The sequence below is a fragment of the Kribbella sp. NPDC051586 genome (assembly GCF_044453965.1).
Taxonomy (GTDB): Bacteria; Actinomycetota; Actinomycetes; order Propionibacteriales; family Kribbellaceae; genus Kribbella.
In genome coordinates, this window is the sequence record NZ_JBITDF010000002.1 from 268,451 (window position 1) to 286,779 (window position 18,329).

12 protein-coding genes and 1 tRNA gene are annotated in these 18,329 nt (G+C 67.0%); 2 read left to right on the plus strand and 11 right to left on the minus strand.

Features of this window, described 5'->3' with window-relative positions; translation table 11 throughout:
* Positions 1–300: 300 nt before the first annotated feature.
* Positions 301–1,863, plus strand: a complete 1,563-nt coding sequence (locus tag ACIA58_RS11725) for a PfkB family carbohydrate kinase (protein ID WP_396403590.1) — start codon at positions 301–303, stop codon at positions 1,861–1,863.
* Between the two features lie 4 nt (positions 1,864–1,867).
* Here ACIA58_RS11725 and ACIA58_RS11730 read toward each other — a convergent pair whose 3' ends face one another.
* The gene (locus ACIA58_RS11730; protein WP_396403591.1) at positions 1,868–2,857 is read right to left on the minus strand and encodes a hypothetical protein; all 990 of its coding nucleotides are present in this window, start codon (positions 2,855–2,857) and stop codon (positions 1,868–1,870) included.
* Positions 2,858–3,408: 551 nt separating this feature from the next.
* Between ACIA58_RS11730 and ACIA58_RS11735 the strand changes: the two genes are divergently transcribed.
* Positions 3,409–3,564: a hypothetical protein gene (locus tag ACIA58_RS11735; protein ID WP_396403592.1), complete on the plus strand. Its 156-nt coding sequence runs from the start codon at positions 3,409–3,411 to the stop codon at positions 3,562–3,564.
* Between the two features lie 136 nt (positions 3,565–3,700).
* On the opposite strand, the gene ACIA58_RS11740 is transcribed toward ACIA58_RS11735, so the two are convergent.
* The 10 genes from ACIA58_RS11740 to gcvP all read right to left on the minus strand — a co-directional run bounded on the left by ACIA58_RS11740 (position 3,701) and on the right by gcvP (position 18,304).
* Positions 3,701–4,231: a hypothetical protein gene (locus ACIA58_RS11740; RefSeq protein WP_396403593.1), complete on the minus strand. Its 531-nt coding sequence runs from the start codon at positions 4,229–4,231 to the stop codon at positions 3,701–3,703.
* Between the two features lie 76 nt (positions 4,232–4,307).
* Positions 4,308–6,044 carry an IucA/IucC family protein gene (locus ACIA58_RS11745; RefSeq protein WP_396403594.1) on the minus strand — a complete coding sequence of 579 codons (1,737 nt, stop codon included), beginning with the start codon at positions 6,042–6,044 and terminating at the stop codon, positions 4,308–4,310.
* Positions 6,041–7,303 carry a lysine N(6)-hydroxylase/L-ornithine N(5)-oxygenase family protein gene (locus tag ACIA58_RS11750; RefSeq protein WP_396403595.1) on the minus strand — a complete coding sequence of 421 codons (1,263 nt, stop codon included), beginning with the start codon at positions 7,301–7,303 and terminating at the stop codon, positions 6,041–6,043. The genes ACIA58_RS11745 and ACIA58_RS11750 overlap by 4 nt, the downstream gene beginning before the upstream one ends.
* Complete coding sequence (locus ACIA58_RS11755) at positions 7,291–7,833, minus strand: GNAT family N-acetyltransferase (RefSeq protein ID WP_396403596.1); 543 nt, start codon at positions 7,831–7,833, stop codon at positions 7,291–7,293. Before ACIA58_RS11755 ends, ACIA58_RS11750 begins: the two co-directional genes overlap by 13 nt.
* A gap of 17 nt (positions 7,834–7,850) precedes the next feature.
* Positions 7,851–9,473: an IucA/IucC family protein gene (locus ACIA58_RS11760; RefSeq protein ID WP_396403597.1), complete on the minus strand. Its 1,623-nt coding sequence runs from the start codon at positions 9,471–9,473 to the stop codon at positions 7,851–7,853.
* On the minus strand, positions 9,470–10,957 hold the full coding sequence (locus tag ACIA58_RS11765) for a pyridoxal phosphate-dependent decarboxylase family protein (RefSeq protein ID WP_396403598.1): 1,488 nt from the start codon (positions 10,955–10,957) through the stop codon (positions 9,470–9,472). Before ACIA58_RS11765 ends, ACIA58_RS11760 begins: the two co-directional genes overlap by 4 nt.
* A 108-nt stretch (positions 10,958–11,065) precedes the next feature.
* The gene (locus ACIA58_RS11770) at positions 11,066–13,375 is read right to left on the minus strand and encodes a hypothetical protein (RefSeq protein ID WP_396403599.1); all 2,310 of its coding nucleotides are present in this window, start codon (positions 13,373–13,375) and stop codon (positions 11,066–11,068) included.
* Positions 13,376–13,409: 34 nt separating this feature from the next.
* A tRNA-Ser gene (locus ACIA58_RS11775) sits at positions 13,410–13,481 on the minus strand.
* 14 nt (positions 13,482–13,495) lie between these two features.
* Positions 13,496–14,797 carry a serine hydrolase domain-containing protein gene (locus tag ACIA58_RS11780; protein WP_396403600.1) on the minus strand — a complete coding sequence of 434 codons (1,302 nt, stop codon included), beginning with the start codon at positions 14,795–14,797 and terminating at the stop codon, positions 13,496–13,498.
* A 675-nt stretch (positions 14,798–15,472) separates the two neighbouring features.
* On the minus strand, positions 15,473–18,304 hold the full coding sequence (gene gcvP / locus ACIA58_RS11785) for an aminomethyl-transferring glycine dehydrogenase (protein ID WP_396403601.1): 2,832 nt from the start codon (positions 18,302–18,304) through the stop codon (positions 15,473–15,475).
* Between the last annotated feature and the right edge of the window lie 25 nt (positions 18,305–18,329).

Here is an 18,329-nt window from a genome sequence, read left to right on the forward strand (position 1 = left end):
ACGACACTCGGCGATCGGTCACAGCGTCGCCAATTGGCGGATACTGAAATCTCAGACGAACGCGCGTCGCCGGGGGAACAATGTCTGGGGAGCTCTACTCGCCATCCGAGGCCAAGTCATTGGTCCGTGATGTCATCGCGCTTCGGAGAAGCTGGGAGCTCGAGCGAGGCAGGCTGACTGCGGACCGCGCCTGCGGACTGCGCATGCTTTCGCCGCCAGGCAGACATGGCTAACGTACCTTCCTTGCCTATTTGCATTAGCGCATAATGACCTCAAGTGATGGATCGGGGACGGAGACGAGTGGCTGAGCTGAGCCGGGGATGGGAACCGCCCAGCGCGCTGGTGCTGACTCATGCGCTTGAAAAACTGCGGGCCCGTGACGGCCTTTCGCTCGTCAAGATGGGAGACGACAGAGGGCAGGCAGGGCCTCTGCTCGAGCTCCACGCCACCCAGCGATTTGCCAGCGTTCACCGGGTCGAACTGGCCGACGCAGCCGTGGGCGTGGTGAAGCAATGCGTCCTCGAAACGATCGACGGGACTCATCGGATCGTCGCAGACGCGACGCTCGCCCTTGGCCTGTTCGTCGACCAGTACGCGCGTTCCGGCATCCACGCAAAGGTTGTCAAAGCCCTGGCGGCCGATTCCCTCGGAGTGCGGCGGGCTGCCCTTCTCTCCAACTGGCCGCAACTGCACGCGGCCCTCGGCCTGGACGCCGACACGCCGCCAAGCGACCGAACGCTTCGTGGTACGACGGAGCACGACGTACTACGCGAACTCGCCCGCCAGTTGATCCGATGGGAAGTCAGCTCGGTCGGAGTGAGGAACTTCGTCAAACCTGAAGCCGGCGCACCATCACAGACCAACAGCCGGCCGAAGGGCCGGATCATCGTCGTCGGTGGCGCGGTCATGGATGCGACGTTCCGCACGAAAGACCTACCGCAGAACGAAACCTCCTCCGAGGCCTACAGCTTCGATCTCTCGCCCGGCGGCAAAGGCTTGTCGCAGGCCGTCGCGGCGGCTCGATTGGGACTCGACGTCTCGCTGATCGCCGCGATCGCCGACGATCGATTCGGTCACGAGATCATCAACTACCTCCATGACGAGGGCGTCAATACATCTCTGCTGAAGCTCATTCCGCGGGCGCGGACACCTTTCACCGGCATCATCGAAAAAGAGCTCGGAGACAGCGTCGCCGTCAATTGGCGCAATCAGATGGAAGTCCATCTCGGCACCAGCGACATCGAGGACGTCTCGCACAAGCTGGTCGACTGCGATGCGGTCCTGGTGACCTTCGAGATTCCTGTCGAGACGATGCAGCGGACGCTTGCGCTGGCGCACACGGCCGGCCAGCACCGTCCACTGGTGATCGTCACACCGGGCCAGCCGTATGCCGATGACGGGATCTCCGCGCAATCACTGGCACAAATCGACTACATGGTGGCGCACGCCTGGGAACTAGGACGCTTCGCGCCACCGGGTCAGGCGTACTTCGATCCAGACCCGGTGGCGCGCCACCTGCTTGCCTACGGAGTGGAAACTCTGTGCGTGCCCTCGAGCGGCGGATGCACGATCTATTCCAGCACCAAGCTGGAGACCTTCACAGTTCCCAGCTTCCCGTCGATCTACAAAGAGTCGTCCGCGGCACGCGACGCGTTCTGCGCGGCCCTGGCAGCCCAACTGATCGACCACGATCGCGCCTTCACCGAAGAACAAGCCTTGTGGGCCACCGCCGCAATGGCCTGCGCAACCGCAGACTTCCCGCTCTCGAACTCGATGCCTACCCGTCAGCGGGTCGAAGCGCTCTTGGGTCGCTCCCGCTTCGCGGTGTCCCCCCAGCCGGCCAAGACAGCGGGTCGTCCTTGATCCCTCAGCGATACAGCCTTCGCTGCCGATCCGGCGATACGTACTCGGTCGAACCCTTGATGCGGTTGAAGAAGATCATGGAGTCCATCAGGTTGACCGAGCTGACCTCGAAACGCCTGCGATAGGTGCTCTGCAGTAGCGCCACGTTCGTCGTGCCGAATCGTGTGCGTAACTGGCGCGGAGTGACATAGCCTCCGTCGAAGTACATGTACGGCCTGGCCTTGATCGTCATCCAACGATGCCAGTTGGCCGCCAGGTAACTCGTGCCGGTAAATCCCAGATTGGGATCCACTGCCGTCGACAGAAGCTGCACCTCAGGCGACGTCTTCCGAATGTGATTACGCACCCGCGACAACAGGTAGGAGATCGCGTTCGGCGGCGCCGAATTGAACGAGTAGACCCGGGAAATATCCCGCACAGCTTCCATCGGCACATCGAACTGCTTGGTGATCTGCTTACCTACGCGCATCCACTCCAAGGGCGACACACTGCAGAGTGTGACCGGCCGTCCTGCGCTGTCGACCAGGGCGTAATTGACCGCGCCGGCTCGGGAATTTCGCAGGTAGTGCAGGCGGTCGAAGATCTCCGCCGACGCCGATTTCTCACCGGCAACGAACGTCACCTCGTCGAGTTCGAGGTCCTCAGTGGGCACCCAGTGCCGAACATTTTCCTGATCCTTCAACAACTGCCGGGCGCTTCGCCGTAGCTCCGCATCCACCTGGCGTCGGGTCAGCACGCCTGCGGAGCCTGCCACCCGTGGCAGGTGCAAGAGTGTGCGGACAATCAGCGCGCGGGAGTCGAAGTCGTCAGCAACTTCGCCTGCCCGCTTCGAGACTCGGTCTACCAGGTCCAAGAAATCCTGCCGATGTGTCCGGCAGGCCTCCAACGGGATGCGACCATTCGCCGAGGGCAGGTCGCCTTCGACCTCCAGCAAGGTCAGCTGATCCTCCAAGCGGGTCGCGCTGACCTCTCGACAGCGGGAATCATCCGTCACGGAGGCTGGAGCACCCTCCATCGACCGCTCCCGAACAGCTGCCGTCCATGCCTCGGTGCTGCCAGGACGGGACTCCGTCACCGCAACACTTGGACACTCCATCACATCGCCAGTCACACACGCCGCCCATTCATCAGATACTCAACCGACGCTGCTGCCGCGGTACTGCTCGCGGCATGGGACGCCAGTTTGGCAAGCCCGTGCGATAGCGGCGCTCGAGCCTGCCGACAAGCTAGCGCCTCAAACCTGCGCCTCACAAACTTTGGCTAACGATCCTTCCGGCGTGTCGCCACAACTCGCCATCTGGCTGCCAATTGGCAACCGGGCGTCCCAAGTGGAACGCCCGTCCGCCAGGACGGCCGCCCGGCCCGGCCTAAGAGGCAACCTATTTCACAACTTGGCAACCCAATCGCTTCCAATATTCCAGATTGACACCCTTTTGACGGAGCTTCTACTGGAATAGACAGAAACACGAGCGGGGCACCGGCCAAATCTAACCCCATAGCCGGTGAAAGACAAAGGAAGTGAACCGAAGTAGAGAGGAAATCATCATGCCTCCCACACAAATCGTCGCAACCCTGGTAGCTCTCGCCGGCGCGGTTCTGGTCACGTCGCTGTGGAAGCAGCTGCTGACTCTGATTCTGGTAGGCGCAGTGCTTGTCTTCTTCTTCGGTGTCTACAACATCGCCACCGCACTGGCCCACTGATCCACCAGCCGGCCAACTTGATGCCCGTCCGAGATCCTCTCGGACGGGCATCATCACTTCTACGGCAGTAAACGACGATGCCCGCCCCGGGGTTCCCGGGGCGGGCGTCGTGTATCTGCCGCCTTGATGGCCGGAGTCAACTGGCCTGGCTGAACCACCTGGACATGCCGGTGGCGAGGACCTGGGTGCGGCACCAGACCGGGTCGTGTTTGAGTTCCCGGGCGGAGAGGTGGACGAGGGCCTTGTATTCGATTGCGAGGGCGGCGAGCGTGCTGTGGCGGTCACAGACGAAGGCTCTGTCGGCGAGGAGCTCGTACTGGTCGCAGGTCAGGTCGATGACCCAGCGGTCCGGGCAGGCCGGGTGGCCGATCTCGATCCAGCAGTGGAACTGCAGCGTTTGATTGCCGACCAGGATGTCCCCGACGCAGTACCGCGACCGTGCGCGCAACAGCAGAGGCAGTTCGTGCAGCAGCCACGCCGAGCTGACGCCGCACTGGCCCGTCGAGGCAGGTAGCCCTGGGCCCTGCACGAAGTCGGGGTGAATCGTGGATTCGGACCACTCTTCGGAGAGGGCGGCCCGGTATGCGTAGAGCCGACGACGAAGGCGCGCAGAGAACCAGGTGTCGGGCTGTGAAGACGGCAGCACTGCCAAGGCAGAGTTTGACATGGTGGTGCCCCCCCCAATCCCATGCTTCGAACCACTCACTCGGCATTGTGAGCGCTGCTGGATTCCGTGCGCAAGGTCAATATTGCAAGGGGATTGGGGTTGCTGTGTGCAAGGGGTTGGGGATGGTGCCGGTTGTCGGGATGGGTGGGCGGGTGTCCAGGTCGGTGTAGCCGAGGGTCAGGCGGTAGCCGTTGAGGGGGTAGCGGGAGAAGGTTTTTGCAGTCAGGGCGGTGGCCGTTAGACGGTCGGTGTATTCGGGGTGGTTCTGGGTGTAGCGGTGTACCTCGGCTAGAGCGATACCCCAGAAGATGTCTTCTGGGATTAGGGATTTGGCGGACAGGGGGTTGAGGACGCCGAGGAGGAGGGCGTCTACGACGTACTGGCGGAGGATGGGCCAGGGTTTGCGTGGGAGTACTCGGGCATGGGAGTCGGGTTCGATGCCTCGGGCAACTATTGGGGTGGTGGAGACGTTGATGTCGTCGACCAGGTCCTTGATCACCAGGCGGGCGGGGACACCGGCGGGCGAGCAGATGACGGCGAGGTTTTCACCGTGGGGGTTGACGGTTATGCCGTAGTGGTGGAGGAGGTGGAGCAGGGGGCGGAGGAGGGTAGAGAGGAGGTGGGTGAGCCAGGTCTGGGGGTCGGTTCCGGAGCGGGAGATTAGTTCTTCTGCGAGTCCGGGATGTAAGACGGCGGCCAGGGGCCAGACGGTTTCGGCGTCGTGGAGGCGGGGGTCGACGGGGTCTCGCCAGATGACGCCGAGGGTTTCGGTCCATTGATACGGGATGCCGGCGTGGGTTGAGAGCTCTGGGTGAGGGACGGTGACGGAGGCGACTTCGCCCAGGAGTTCGGTGCCCAACTGTTGGAAGACGTCGTCGCGGGACCAGAGGCCGCGGAGCCACTGGGTGAGCATGGGGGCGGCCAGGGTGCAGTGCTCGGGGATGCCTCGGTAGACGCTGGTGTTGAGGATCTTCAGGGGGAGCTTTACCTGGTAGCGCGTCGGGTTGGAGATGTTGACCATGGTGCGGATCGACTGGGTGGGGAGGTAGTCGTCGGGGCCCTCCCCGAGTACGACGATTTCGCCGGTGGCTAGTTCGCGGGCCCATTGCGTGCGGATCACGTGGTCGAGTTGCCAGGGGTGGCATGGGAGCCAGACGTAGGCGTCGGGGTCGTCCAAGCGCCCTCGGAATGCTTCCACCGCCGCCGAGTCCAGTTCGCGGGCGATGACGGCGTGTTCCGAGAGGTCCGGCGTACCGCGGAACTCGGCCAGACCTCGGCGTACGGCGAGCCACACCAAGCGGATCGGCGTGCGGGCTTCAGGGGCGTAGCGCTCGCTGTCGGCAGCGGAGAAGCCCAGGCGGCCGTTGTTGGCTACCAGGAGCGGGTGGCCGGTCAGGTGGCCTTCGAGATGCGTGTGCGGGAGGTCGAGCAGTTCAGCAGGCGGCAGTGCGGTGGATGCCATGCGTACGTCGGCTGCCAGCGTGCTGGTGAGTTCGGCGACGTAGCCGGCGATGGTTGAGCCGTCCAAGCCCAGTACGTCGGAAGCCTCGACGAAGAACTGGATCGGGTCGGTGGCGACTTCGCTCTCGTCGTTGCCGAGGATCCCGGCGGTGGTACGGCGGATGGTGGCGGGGTCGACGCGCCAACTCCCGAAGCCGCCGCGGGTCGCGGCGAACGTGTACGAGATCGAGCCGAAGTCGAGTCTGTAGTCGTCTGATGCGGAGGCGACGGGTTCGAGTAGGCCTTCGGTGGAGAACTGGGAGAGTAGTTTGGCCAGCAGTTCCGAGGAGCAGTGGGTCCAGAGGTCGTTCATCCGGGGATCGCGAACGTGGTGAAGGCGGTCGACTTCGGTAGGCGGAAGACCTCACGGCCGGCCACGCTGTTGAGGATGGTGGCGTTGCGGATGGCGCCGATGCCCAAGTCGGGGGCTGCGACACCGTGCGAGTGCAGGTCGGCATTGGCGACGAAGAGGCGGCCAGACAGAGCGTCGGACGATGAGACGCTGTGGTCTCGGTTGATGATCCAGCGTCCGGCGGCGTCGTGCTGGATCTGGGGCTGTAGGGACTCCATGAACGGCAGAGGCCGGTTGCGGTAGCCAGTGGCGGCTACGACTGCGCCGGTGGTGTGCTGGAAGGTCTTGCCGCTGTCGGCGTGCAGCATGGTCAGCTCTAGACCGTCCGCGCGAGCAACCGCGGCTACAACGCCGACGCCGACCTGCAGCTCGGCGGGCGCAGCACTCAGGTCTCGCGCGTAGAGGACGTCATGGATGTCCTCCAGAGTCTCCGACGAGATGCCCTTGTAGTGCCTCCACTGGTCTTTCACCAGCTTGTCGCGCACAGGCTCGTCCAGTGCGTGGAAGTAGTCCACGTACGACGGCGTGGTCATCTCCAGCACGAGCTTCGAGTAGTCCAGCGGCGTGAACGCCCCGGTACGAGTCAGCCACGACACTGCCGGACCGTCGGCGCGCAGCAGGTCCAAGAAGCACTCAGCGCCGGACTGCCCCGAGCCGACAACGGTCACGTGGCCGAACGCCAGAAGATCTGGGCGACGGAAGAGGTAGTCCCCTGAGTGCAGGAAGCGCTCCGAAGGCAGCCCGGACAAAGCCGCCGGCACAAACGGCTCAGTGCCGACCCCGACCACCAGATGCCGAGCCTCGAAGTGCTCCACAGACTCCCCGCGCTCGACGGTCAACGAGAACGCCGCCCCGTCCCAGACCACGTCGCGCACGTGGTGACCGAAGTGCAGTGAGTCCAGCTGCGCTGCACACCACCGCAGGTACGTCTCGTACTCGCGCCGCGTCGGGTGGAACTTCTCCCGTACGTAGAACTGGTAGAGCCGGTCAGTCGCACGAAGGAACGACAGAAACGACAGGTGGTGCGCCGGCTCGACCAACGACACCAGGTCAGCCAGGAACGACACCTGCAGCATCGCGTCCTCGAACATCAGCCCGCGGTGCCAGGTGAACTCCGGCCTGCTGTCCAGCACCGCAACGTCGAGGTCGTCCACCTCGGAGGCCAGTGCGGCGAGTCCGAGATTGAACGGCCCACAGCCGATCGCGATCACGTCGTACATGTCATGCCTCCAGATACGGCCCGGCTGCGGACCATCAGTGCTGCGGTCTTGTCGGGCAGCTGTAGCTCCCCCTGCTGAACGAATCCCGCCGCGACGAACGCGCGTACGGACGGCGTGTTCTGTACGTCGGGCTCGGCCACGACTCGCCCACACGCTGGATCGGCACGCAGCAACGCGTCGGCAATCGCTCGGATCAGTCCACGCCCGAGCCCGCGACCGATTCGGGTGACGTCGCCGATGGCGAGGTGGACGCCCCAGTCGTGCTCGTCACTCACGTAGTACTCCGCCAGGTGGTCGTGCCGCACGCGGTACAGCTCGACGTACCCGAACTCCTCCGCGTCGGCGGACGCGACACACGGGATCGAGTGCTCCCCCGAGGCCTGTCGAGTGATCTCCTGGGCCCAGCGCTCGACGGACCAGTCCTGGTGCCACCACCGCTGGATGTGCGGCTGTGCCATCCACAGTGCGATCCGGGGAGCGTCGGAGGGGTCGGCCGGTCGTAGGTCGAAGCCGTTGTCCAGGTGGAGCATCGGCCGGATGTCGCACCTCACCGGAGCCGCAACGGGTTCGGTACGTCGAGATAAACCGACTGTGCGTCCAGCGGGGCGACCACTTCGTCGATACCGCGTAGCCGGGTCATCATGTTCGCCTTGCACGGCAGCGTGTCCGCCTCGAGCCATCGCCGCGCCAGCCGATCCCCAGAGGGTCCGGCAGCCTTCAGCAACGGCAGTGCGTGGGTCAGCCGATCCCGCACGACACCGAGTTGCTCAGCCTCGTCCGCGATCCCATCGGCCGCCAGGCACCCCACGACAGCCAGCGCCTGGTTGTGCAGCAGGTAGTAGGTCAGTCGATCGTCGACAATCGGATCGTCAACTACCGCCAGTGTCGAGTCACGCAGTCCGGTCACCGCCAACAGACCACGCAGGTACGACGACGCGAGGTAGTACCCCTGGTTGTCGCGATACGCACCGCCCCTGATCCGCCCGGCCCCGTCCAGCCGCACCAGAGTGTTCTGCTGATGCGCCTCCAGCCCGATGCCCGTCTCGGCGTACAGGTGCAGCATCGGAACCAGCACGTTGTCGATGTACTCCGCCACCCAGCCGGCCGGGTCCTCCGCGGCGTACACACTCAGCCGACTGATGCCGCCGGGACGCGGCGCGACGAGACCCGCCAGACACGCATAGCTGTTGACGTCTGCCGGCACCTCTCGCACAGCAACGTCAAGACCGGTCAGTGTCGGCCCGCCTTCGTCAAGAGCGACCCAGGCCGGGTCCCTGACGATGCTGAACCGCGGATGCGCGGTCGCCGTACCCGCGTTGTACGCCGCGTCGAGCAGCCGATTGATCTCCAGCCCACGCCGCAGCTCGGTCGGCGTCGACTCGCGCCGCGAGTTGGTGATCCGCAGACCGAGCGACAGCTTGAGCATCACCGGTAGGTCCGGGTGGAAGACGGTCCGCAGCGAAGACGTCGGATACCACTGCGCGCCCTGCGGCCCCAGCGCCTTGACGCGCCCCGACGCGATCAACGAGGCGACCCGCGGTCGCGAGAGCACAGACGCGGCCTGCCACGGATGAGCCGGGATCAGCACCCGACCAGACGACGGGGTGATACCAGCCAGCGCACCCATCAGCTGCACAGCGTCCAGTCCCTGCAGCGAGGGCGCGCCGGCCACCTGGTCCGACGACACCAGCTCGGCATCGGCTTCGAACCAGTGCACTGCGAAACGGCCACCGAGCTCCGGCGAGTACGCCGTCAGCTCCGCGCCGCTCAGTCCGTCCCGGCTCTTCGGCGCCGGGTGATTCAGATGCCCGAACAGCAACGCCTGCTCGAACTCCAGGAAGCGCCCAGGTCCACGCTCTCCATCAGCCTCGTCCACAAACCGTGCGACGTTGCGGACCGATTCCGCCGTACGCGCCGCCAGGTCATCGATCTCCGCCGGGTCGGCGTCCACGGACAACAGCCGCACCAGGTCCTCGGGCACAGCCGGTACGCCGTCCACCAGCACGTCGGTGAACTGGTGCAAACCTGTCCGCGACGCATGTGCCACCCGCGCGGTGATCGTCGCCCCACCCACGGACAACGTCAGCGGCCCGAGCGCAACTGGTACGGACGACTCGCGGGTGTAGCACCTCAGGATCGCGTTCAAGTGCGCTGCAACAGCAATGCTCACGCCGCTCCTTCACCGGTCAGAACGTCGAGCCGGGTGGCCACGACCTGGTCGAGCAGGTCCTCGATGTCCGTCGCGGTGGCGTTCGGGTTCAGCAGCGTCAACTTCAACGCGACCGCTGCCGGTCGGCCGCCGCGGGCCGGGAGCTTGGTCCGGCCGATCAGCACCCGTCCGGACGTCAGCAACCGGCGCCGGACCTCGCCCTGGAGGGCGTCCACGGTGGCTGCCTCCAGGCCCTGCCCGGCGACCCGGAACAACACCGTGGTCAGGGTCACCGGCGCCAGCAACTCAAGGTTGCTGTCGGCAACGACCCGGGCCGCGGCGGCATGCGCGAGCTCGTGGCAGGTGTCGAGCATTGTGCCCAGTCCGGAGCGCCCGTATGCCGTCAGCGTGGTGGCAACCTTGACCGCATCCGGACGGCGGGTGGTCTGCAGGCTGCGCCCGAGCAGGCCGTCCAGCCCGGAGTCGATGTCGTCGGCCGGGTTCAGGTAGTCCACCGACCGGTCGAACGCGGAGAACCGGGTCCGGTCGGCCACCAGCAGCACGCTGGTCGCGGCCGGTTGCCAGCCGATCTTGTGCAGGTCGAGCGTCACCGAGTCCGCCAACGGCAGCCCGGCGAGCAGCGGAGCGAGTCGCTCGGAGAACAGCGCGCCGAACCCGTACGCCGCATCCACGTGCATCCAGACCCCGTGTGCACGGGCCAACGCGGCGATGTCCGCGATCGGGTCGATCGATCCGAAGTCCGTCGTACCGGCCGTCGCGACCACGGCGACCGGCGTACGACCGGGCTTGGCGAGCTCGTCGCGCAGTACGTCGGTCCGCATCCGGAAGTTGTCGTCGGACGGAATCGTGATCGCGGCCGACTCACCGAGCCCGAGGGCGGCGCAGGCTCGCTGGACGGAGAAGTGGGCCAGCTCGGAGCAGAACACGACCGGCCGGTCGAGGCCATGCAGACCGTTCCGCCGTACGTCGACTCCCGTGGCGGCGGCCGCGCTGTCACGGGCGATCAGCACCGCGAGCAGGTTCGAGATCGAGCCGCCCGGCGTCAGTACGCCGTCCGCCTCCGGACCGAATCCGGCCAGGCCGGCCAGCGCCTTCACGACCCACTGCTCGATCGCGAGCGTCGCCGGGCCGGAGTCGTACGTGTCCATCGAGGCGTTCGACGCCGACGCCAGCGCATCCGCGTCGACCGCGACCTGGAGCACCGGCGGCTGCAGGTGGGCCGCCGCGTGCGGGTGGCTCAGGTCGATGCCGTTCTGGTCGAGCAGGCCCGCGATCAGGTCGAGCGCCGCCGACTCCCCCACCCCGGTCGACGGGACGCGCGGCTCACCCAGCACCTCGGCAGCGCGCCGCAATACCACTCCCGGCGAGCCGTGCGGCAACGGTCCACGCTCCCGATCCGCTACCGTCGAGGCCAGCGGCCACCGGCCGGTGAACGGATCGCGGACGGGTGTTGGCAGCGCGGTCAGACGCGCGGGCTGCGACATCCAGATCTCCCGGGAAGTTGTCGAGTAAGGCAACCCTTACTAAGGCAGGCCTAACTTTTGCCCGCCTCACCGACCGTGTCAACTCAACCACCCAAGACGTGAACATCCTCACGGGGCCGGGCGTGCCAGCCAATGCGGCCCGGCGCTCCAGCCGAGCAGCCGACGGCCACCGCGAGCCGTCCGGCCCTCCGCGTTGAAGCGGTCCCCAGCAGCCAGGTGCCGCAGACCCGCAACAGCCGGCGCGAACCGCGGTCCCAGTACGCCGGACCGCTCCCCCAGCTTCTCCAGCACCTCGCCTTGTGCGGCCTCGTCGCAGAAGCTCAGGTAGAAGATCGCCTGCCGCCACGCGTACGCCGTGTTCTTGATCCCCTGCAGCTCACTGATCCAGGTCGGCGGCGGCTGAGTCTGGCGTTGCACCGCCCAGGCGAACGCACGATCGGACAGGTCGGGCGCGACCTCCCGCAGCCAGTCCGTCAGCTGTAGCGCGTCGACCAGGACAGCCAGGTTGTGGGTGGTCAGGATCTGGCTCTGCTCCAGCACGGTGCCGTTCTGAGCGACGGATCCGCCGCTGCTCTGCGCGCTCCGTGCCTCACGAGCGCGCCGGCCGCACACCTCCGCGAAGTCGTCCGCGGTCGCCTTGCCCCATCGCAGGTACCGGCGCTGCTCCAGAGCAGGCCACGCGGCAGGCAGGGCGTAGTACTGCGCGTACAGCGTCCCTGACAGCACTCGACTCGTCACGGCAGCCGCAGCACGCCACTTCTGGGTGAACGTCCCCATGAAGATGTCAGCCGCGACCTCCTCGACCAGAGGCACCTTCAGGTCTGCCTGCGAGGCCAGCGCGCCGAGCTCCCGTACGAGCGGATTCGGCAGGATCGTCTGCGGGAACGCAGTCAGAGCCAACATCGTCGTCTCGCGCAGCGACTGGGCCGCGGCCCGCGTCGCCTGCGCGCGCTGATCGCGGTACGGCGTCACCGCAGAGGTCCACGGAAGCTCGTCGAAGCGCACCTGGTGCTCGAGGTTGAGCAGCAGCAGGCTCCGCCGACGACGAAAGGCCGCGTAGGTCTGGGCGTAAACGCCGGCCAGCGACGGGTCCTCGATATTCGCGGCGAGCAACTGGGACGTGATCTGCGGCAGTACCCGGGCGAGGACCTCGCCCGAGCTGATGACGCCGCGATCGACCAGCTCGCCGATCGGCGCCTCGAGCGCGCGCGCCGCCTTCGCGAGCAGGTGGGACGGCATCTCCGAGCCGGCCGCCGCCGGAACCTCCTCACCGGTCACCTCGCCCGCGATCGCGTCGAGCGTCGGCAGCCCGCCGTCGTCCGGGAAACGGTCCATGCGGCAGCTCAACACGTGCGCCAGGGTCGCGTACGTCGGCTGCGCGGCGACCACACTCTGCGTCGTCCGCAGCGCCGCGCGGACCTCCGAACCGGGCGCACCGTGCGCCTGGATCGTGTTGGCCAGCGCACGGCGGATCCAGCCGACCTCGCGACCGCTCAGCGCCGAACTGTCTGACGGACACCGCTCGAGCGCCGCCTGCAGCCGGGCAAAGTTGCTCTTCGGCTGCCGCTGGGACAACTGATGGACCTCAGCGGCGGCGCGGAACTCGTCCAGCCATTGCTGACGCCGCTCCACCCAGTCGTCCGGCCAGACCCGGCAAGGCCACCCACCGGCAACCGCGCCGTCGGCGGTCAGCTCAGGCAGCTCGTCGTCGACCGTGTCGCACCACAGCGCCACCAGACGGTCGTAGAGCGGGTTCCAGACCCGCAGAGTCTCCAGCATGGCGGCGATCCGGGGCCGCACCGTTGCCTGCCGCAACGTACTGCGAACCTCACCGACCGGCTGCAGCCGCACCACCGCACCGGACGGAGCCGACGACGGGCTGAACGTCGGCGTGAACCGGAGCCGGTGCATCAGCGGACGCAGCTCCGACGTGAGGTCGAGCGCCGCGGCGTACTGCTCGTGCTCGAGCAGCCAGGCGACGACCAGCAGCGCCGACTCTTCCGGGACGTCGATCCGGTAGTTGCCGGTCCGTAGAGCCTGGCCGAGCTCAGCGAGCCCGTCGTCGCCGAGGAACCACAGGTTGAGCCGCTCCCGGTCGGTCTCCCCCGGAGCGTCCTCGGGCAGTCGTGCGAGCTCGTCCTCGCGCAGCGGCGCCTCCGCCAGATACCGCCCGGTCGCGAACCCGCCGTGCGCCACCTCGAGCGTCACCCAGGCGGGCGTGTCCGCGACCGGGGTCCGCGATCCGATCGCGAGTCGCCCCGAGGCCATGCCGTCCAGCACGTTGCGCCACGTGTCGACCCGGGCGGCCGCACGTCGCCGTACCGCGAGGTCGTCGGCGGTCAGCGCACGCTCGAGGGCCCGCTCCAGCCGACCCATCGCGTAGCCGGCCGAGGCCGTCGCCCGTGCTTCGTCCGACATAGGCCCCCCCGTTTCCATGCCCGGTCATACAGAGACATGGAGGCAGGACTCGAACCTGCGCCCTCCCGGTAAGCAGCCGGGCGATCTACCCCTGATCTACTCCATGCAGTCACCTACAGCCTAGCGACCGTACGGTGCTCTGGTGAGGATGAATGTGGCGATGTTGAGGTGGGTGATGGTGTCGGCGTCGCGGATGACGTGGAGTTTTTCGCCGGCCAGGTAGCCGTCTCGGCCCAGGTAGAGGTCGGGGGCGAGCGGGGAGAGGCGGGTGGTGAGGCCGCCGGTGAGTTGGAGGATGCCGGCTGAGACGGAGATCGTCAGCGGCGTGTTGCCCCAGTACCAGTGGCCGAGCAGGTCGGTGCCTTGGGCAAGCGTCGGCTCGGGGACCCACTCCTGGGTGACGGGCGGCTCGTAGGCCGTCAGTGTGCGGATCAGGTCAGGGGCCAGAGAGGCGACCCGACCGTACGTCGCGTTGCCGAGGGTGACGGCGCCGACGCGGCGTACCCGGTCGACGAACAGGCCCGCGAGGAAACCGGGCATCGAACCGGTGTGGCCGATCAGGAGGTGCGGGTCGTCCGCGATCAGCCGGAGCCCGAGGCCGTACGACGCGGTCAGCCCCTCGCGCGGATCCGAGGCCACCGGCGCCGCCATCTCCTCGACCGTCTCCCGGCTCAGCACCTCGTGCACCGGATCGATCCAGAACGTCGCGTACCGGGCCAGGTCCTCGATCGTGCTCCACAACTGCCCGGCCGGCGCCATCGCACCGGAGTCGTACGACGGCTCCGGCACGAGCTGGCCGCTGAACGGGTGCACCGAGAACCCCTCAGCAGAAGGGCCTGACGGGAAGTACGTCGTACGCCGCATCTCGAGCGGATCGAGGATCCGCCTCTGCGCCAGCTCCAGCCACGACGATCCGCGCAGCCGGGCGACGATCTCGCCGAGCAGGCCGTACCCGAGGTTGGAGTAGTGGTGCCGCCGATCCGCGGGGCCGACCGCGTGCGAGTCGTCCATCGCGGCGGTCAACTCGTCGAAGGTGACGCCCGGATTCCGCTCCCACCAAGGGCCTTCAGGCTCAGCGTTCATCCCGCCGCCGTGGGCGAGCAGGTGCCGGATCGTCCGGTCCCCGAACGCGATCCCCGGCAGATGCTTGCCCACAGCATCGTTCAGTGACAGCAGCCCGTCATCACGGCACTGCATCACCAGGATCGCCGTCAACGTCTTGGTGATCGACCCGACCCGATACTGCACATCCACTCCGGGCAGCCCACCGTCCGCCGTCGCGAACCGCCCCCGGACCCCCGTCCACACCAACTCCCCGTCCCGAACCACCCCCGCATTGACCGAAGGCAACCGCGACTCCCCCTGAGCCCCCGCAACCTCAGCAAACAGAGCAGCAGCAGTATCAGGACGCACAGAAGTCACCCAACACCTCCACAACAAACAGACCCACAACGTCCTGACATACTAGATGTCCGCGCGGCGGCCAGCAGGACACCCTCAGCTCACGCCTTCTCCACCACCACCTCTTCCACGCCCCGGCATCATCGAGTCTGCGTTCGAGGAACTCCGTCGGGCGGAGATTCGCGACCACGACCCGATAGTCGCGAACCGGAAAGAGCAGTTGCCTCATGCAGCAGCCGATCCGATCCGGTGGGTAACGAGTCCTCCGGGCTATCTTTGAGGGTATCCAGAACCGGCGCGGCGGCCGCTTTTCGGTAAGAAGTTCGCGCTCAGTGGCAATTATGTTCCGGTAGGCTGCTGCGGCCCGCCGGCCAAATACAGCCAAACCTCCGGCCGACCACCGCAGCCAGCCATCACTCTGTAATCCTTCTCCCGCGAGCAGGGTGCCGTCGGTAGCGGCGGCGAGCCGCATGTACGGCAGCACCATCACCACCTGCCGGTACAAGCCCAGCGCCGGCGGCCCGGTGGGGTCGATCTGCGTCTATGACACGCTGGCCGCACGCGAGAAATTTCCGCCCGATCATTGGAGCCCGGCCACCACTCTTCTTCAATCTGTTCTCAGAAGGCTCAGTCAAGACTTCTGAACAGTCTCCTTTGTTAACTTCTCTTGTTCTTGTTTTTTCTTTCCCTTGCCTTCTACTCGAAGGCTTCTGGGGAGGGGCAGGAGCAGATTAGGTTGCGGTCGCCGTAGGCGCCGTCGATTCGGCGGACCGGGGGCCAGTACTTCGAGGCGCGGTCGACGGAGCGGGGGAAGGCGGCGTCTTCGCGGGTGTAGGCGTGTTCCCACTTGTCGTTGATGACGGATTCGGCGGTGTGGGGCGCGTTCACCAGCGGGTTGTCGGCGGCGGGCCATTCGCCGGCGGCGACGCGGTCGATCTCGTGGCGGATGGCGATCATCGCGTCGCAGAAGCGGTCGAGTTCGCCCAGGTCCTCGGACTCCGTCGGCTCGACCATCAGCGTGCCCGCGACCGGGAACGACATCGTCGGCGCGTGGAAGCCGTAGTCGATCAGCCGCTTGGCGACGTCGTCGACCGAGATCCCGGTCTCCTTCGTCATCGGCCGCAGATCGAGGATGCACTCGTGCGCGACCAGACCGTTCTCCCCCGTGTACAGCACCGGGAACGCGCCCTCGAGCCGCTTCGCCACGTAGTTCGCGCTCAGTACGGCGGTCTTGGTCGCCTCGGTCAGTCCGGAGGCGCCCATCATCCGGATGTACGCCCACGAGATCGCCAGTACGCCCGCGGACCCGAACGGCGCCGCGCTGATCGGCCCGACACCCGACTCGGGGCCGGCCTGATCGAGCAGCGGGTGGTTCGGCAGGTACGGCGCCAGGTGCGCGGCGACCGCGACCGGGCCGACCCCCGGACCGCCACCGCCGTGCGGGATGCAGAACGTCTTGTGCAGGTTCAGGTGGCTGACGTCGCCGCCGAATTCACCCGGCTTGGCCAGCCCGAGCAGGGCGTTCAGGTTCGCGCCGTCGACGTACACCTGCCCGCCGTGCTCGTGGACGATCGAGCAGACCTCGCGCACGCTCTCCTCGTAGACACCGTGCGTCGACGGGTACGTGATCATGATCGCCGCGAGCCGCGCGGCGTGCTCGGAGGCCTTGGCACGCAGGTCGTCGAGGTCGATCGTGCCGTCGTCGTTGCCCTTGACAACAACCACCTTCATGCCGGCCATCACCGCGGAGGCGGCGTTGGTGCCGTGTGCCGAGGCCGGGATCAGGCAGACGTTCCGGTCCTGGTCGCCGCGCCCGTGGTGGTACCCGCGGATCGCGAGCAGACCGGCGAGCTCACCCTGCGAGCCGGCGTTCGGCTGGATCGAGACCTTCGCGTAGCCGGTGACCTCCGCCAGCCAGCGCTCCAGCTGACCGATCAGCGTCACGTACCCGGCGGCGTCCTCGACCGGCGCGAACGGGTGCAGGTCGGCGAACTCCGGCCAGGTGACCGGCTCCATCTCGGTGGTCGCGTTCAGCTTCATCGTGCAGGACCCGAGCGGGATCATCCCGCGGTCGAGCGCGTAGTCCTTGTCGGACAGCTTGCGCAGGTACCGCAGCATCGCCGTCTCGGACCGGTGCGTGTTGAAGACCGGGTGCGTCAGGTACTCCGTCGTCCGCGGTACCGCGATGTCGGAAGCGGTCAGCCCGTCGTCGTACTGCGCACCGAAGGACTGGCAGACCCGCGTCAGCGTGGCGACGTCGGTCTTCTCGTCGCAGGAGACGCCGACGTGGTCCGCGTCGACGAGCCGCAGCCAGATGCCGTTCTGCCGGGCGGCGTCGACCACGTCGGCGGCCTGACCCGGCACGCGGGCGAGCACGGTGTCGAAGAAGTCGTCGTGCACGACCTCGACCCCACCCGCGCGCAGCGACGCGGCCAGCTTGCCGGCGTAGTGGTGCACGCGCTCGGCGATCACACGAAGGCCGTCCGGCCCGTGGTAGACGGCGTACATCGACGCGACCACGGCCAGCAGGACCTGCGCCGTGCAGATGTTGGAGGTCGCCTTCTCGCGGCGGATGTGCTGCTCGCGGGTCTGCAGCGCCAGCCGGTACGCCGGGGAGCCGTCCGCGTCGACCGAAACGCCGACGAGGCGACCGGGTAACGACCGCTCGAGGCCGGACCGCACGGACATGAAGCCGGCGTGCGGGCCGCCGTAGAACAGCGGTACGCCGAAGCGCTGCGACGAGCCGATGACGATGTCGGCGCCGGCCTCACCCGGTGCCTCGAGCAACGTCAGCGCGAGCAGATCGGAGGCCACGGCAACCAACGTGTCGCGCCCGTGCGCTGCCTCGATCAGCGGCTTGAGGTCGCGGACGGCGCCGTTGGAGCCCGGGTACTGCACGAGGAGACCGAAGAAGTCGCCCTCCGGCAGGCCCTCAGTAGTGTCGGCGACGACGACCTCGATGCCGAGCGCCTCGGCCCGGGTCTGTACAACGGCGATGGTCTGGGCGAAGCAGTCGGCGTCGACCAGGAAGCGGTCGGAAGTGCTCTTCTTGTTCGAGCGATGAGCCAGCGTCATCCCCTCGGCGGCCGCCGTGCCCTCGTCGAGCAGCGACGCGTTCGCGGTCGGCAGACCGGTCAGGTCGGACACGACCGTCTGGAAGTTCAGCAGCGCCTCGAGGCGGCCCTGGGAGATCTCCGGCTGGTACGGCGTGTACGCGGTGTACCAGGCCGGGTTCTCGACCAGGCGGCGGACGATGACGGAGGGCGTGAAGGTGCCGTAGTACCCCTGGCCGATCATCGAGGTGGCGACGTTGTTGCGGGCCGCGAGCTGGCGGAGCTCGGTCAGCGCGTCGACCTCCGACGCGGGCTCAGGCAGCCGGAGCGGCTCGGCCGACCGGATCGAGTCCGGTACGGCGGCATCGACCAGCGCGTCGACGTCGGCGTACCCGAGAAGCTGCACCATGCGCGCGACCTCGTCCGGGCGTGGCCCGATGTGGCGGTCGGCGAAGATTGCGGACAGTTCGGTCATCAGAGGCTCCGTTGCTGGCTGTGCT

What these genes read in the sequence shown, in the direction of transcription:
- ACIA58_RS11755 (WP_396403596.1), bottom strand. Translation starts at nt 7,833, where the DNA reads ATGCTCCACCTGGACAACGGCTTCGACCTACGACCGGCCGACCCCTCC.
- ACIA58_RS11750 (WP_396403595.1), bottom strand. Translation starts at nt 7,303, where the DNA reads ATGTACGACGTGATCGCGATCGGCTGTGGGCCGTTCAATCTCGGACTC.
- gcvP (WP_396403601.1), bottom strand. Translation starts at nt 18,304, where the DNA reads ATGACCGAACTGTCCGCAATCTTCGCCGACCGCCACATCGGGCCACGC.
- ACIA58_RS11765 (WP_396403598.1), bottom strand. Translation starts at nt 10,957, where the DNA reads ATGTCGCAGCCCGCGCGTCTGACCGCGCTGCCAACACCCGTCCGCGAT.
- ACIA58_RS11770 (WP_396403599.1), bottom strand. Translation starts at nt 13,375, where the DNA reads ATGTCGGACGAAGCACGGGCGACGGCCTCGGCCGGCTACGCGATGGGT.
- ACIA58_RS11745 (WP_396403594.1), bottom strand. Translation starts at nt 6,044, where the DNA reads ATGAACGACCTCTGGACCCACTGCTCCTCGGAACTGCTGGCCAAACTA.
- ACIA58_RS11735 (WP_396403592.1), top strand. Translation starts at nt 3,409, where the DNA reads ATGCCTCCCACACAAATCGTCGCAACCCTGGTAGCTCTCGCCGGCGCG.
- ACIA58_RS11740 (WP_396403593.1), bottom strand. Translation starts at nt 4,231, where the DNA reads ATGTCAAACTCTGCCTTGGCAGTGCTGCCGTCTTCACAGCCCGACACC.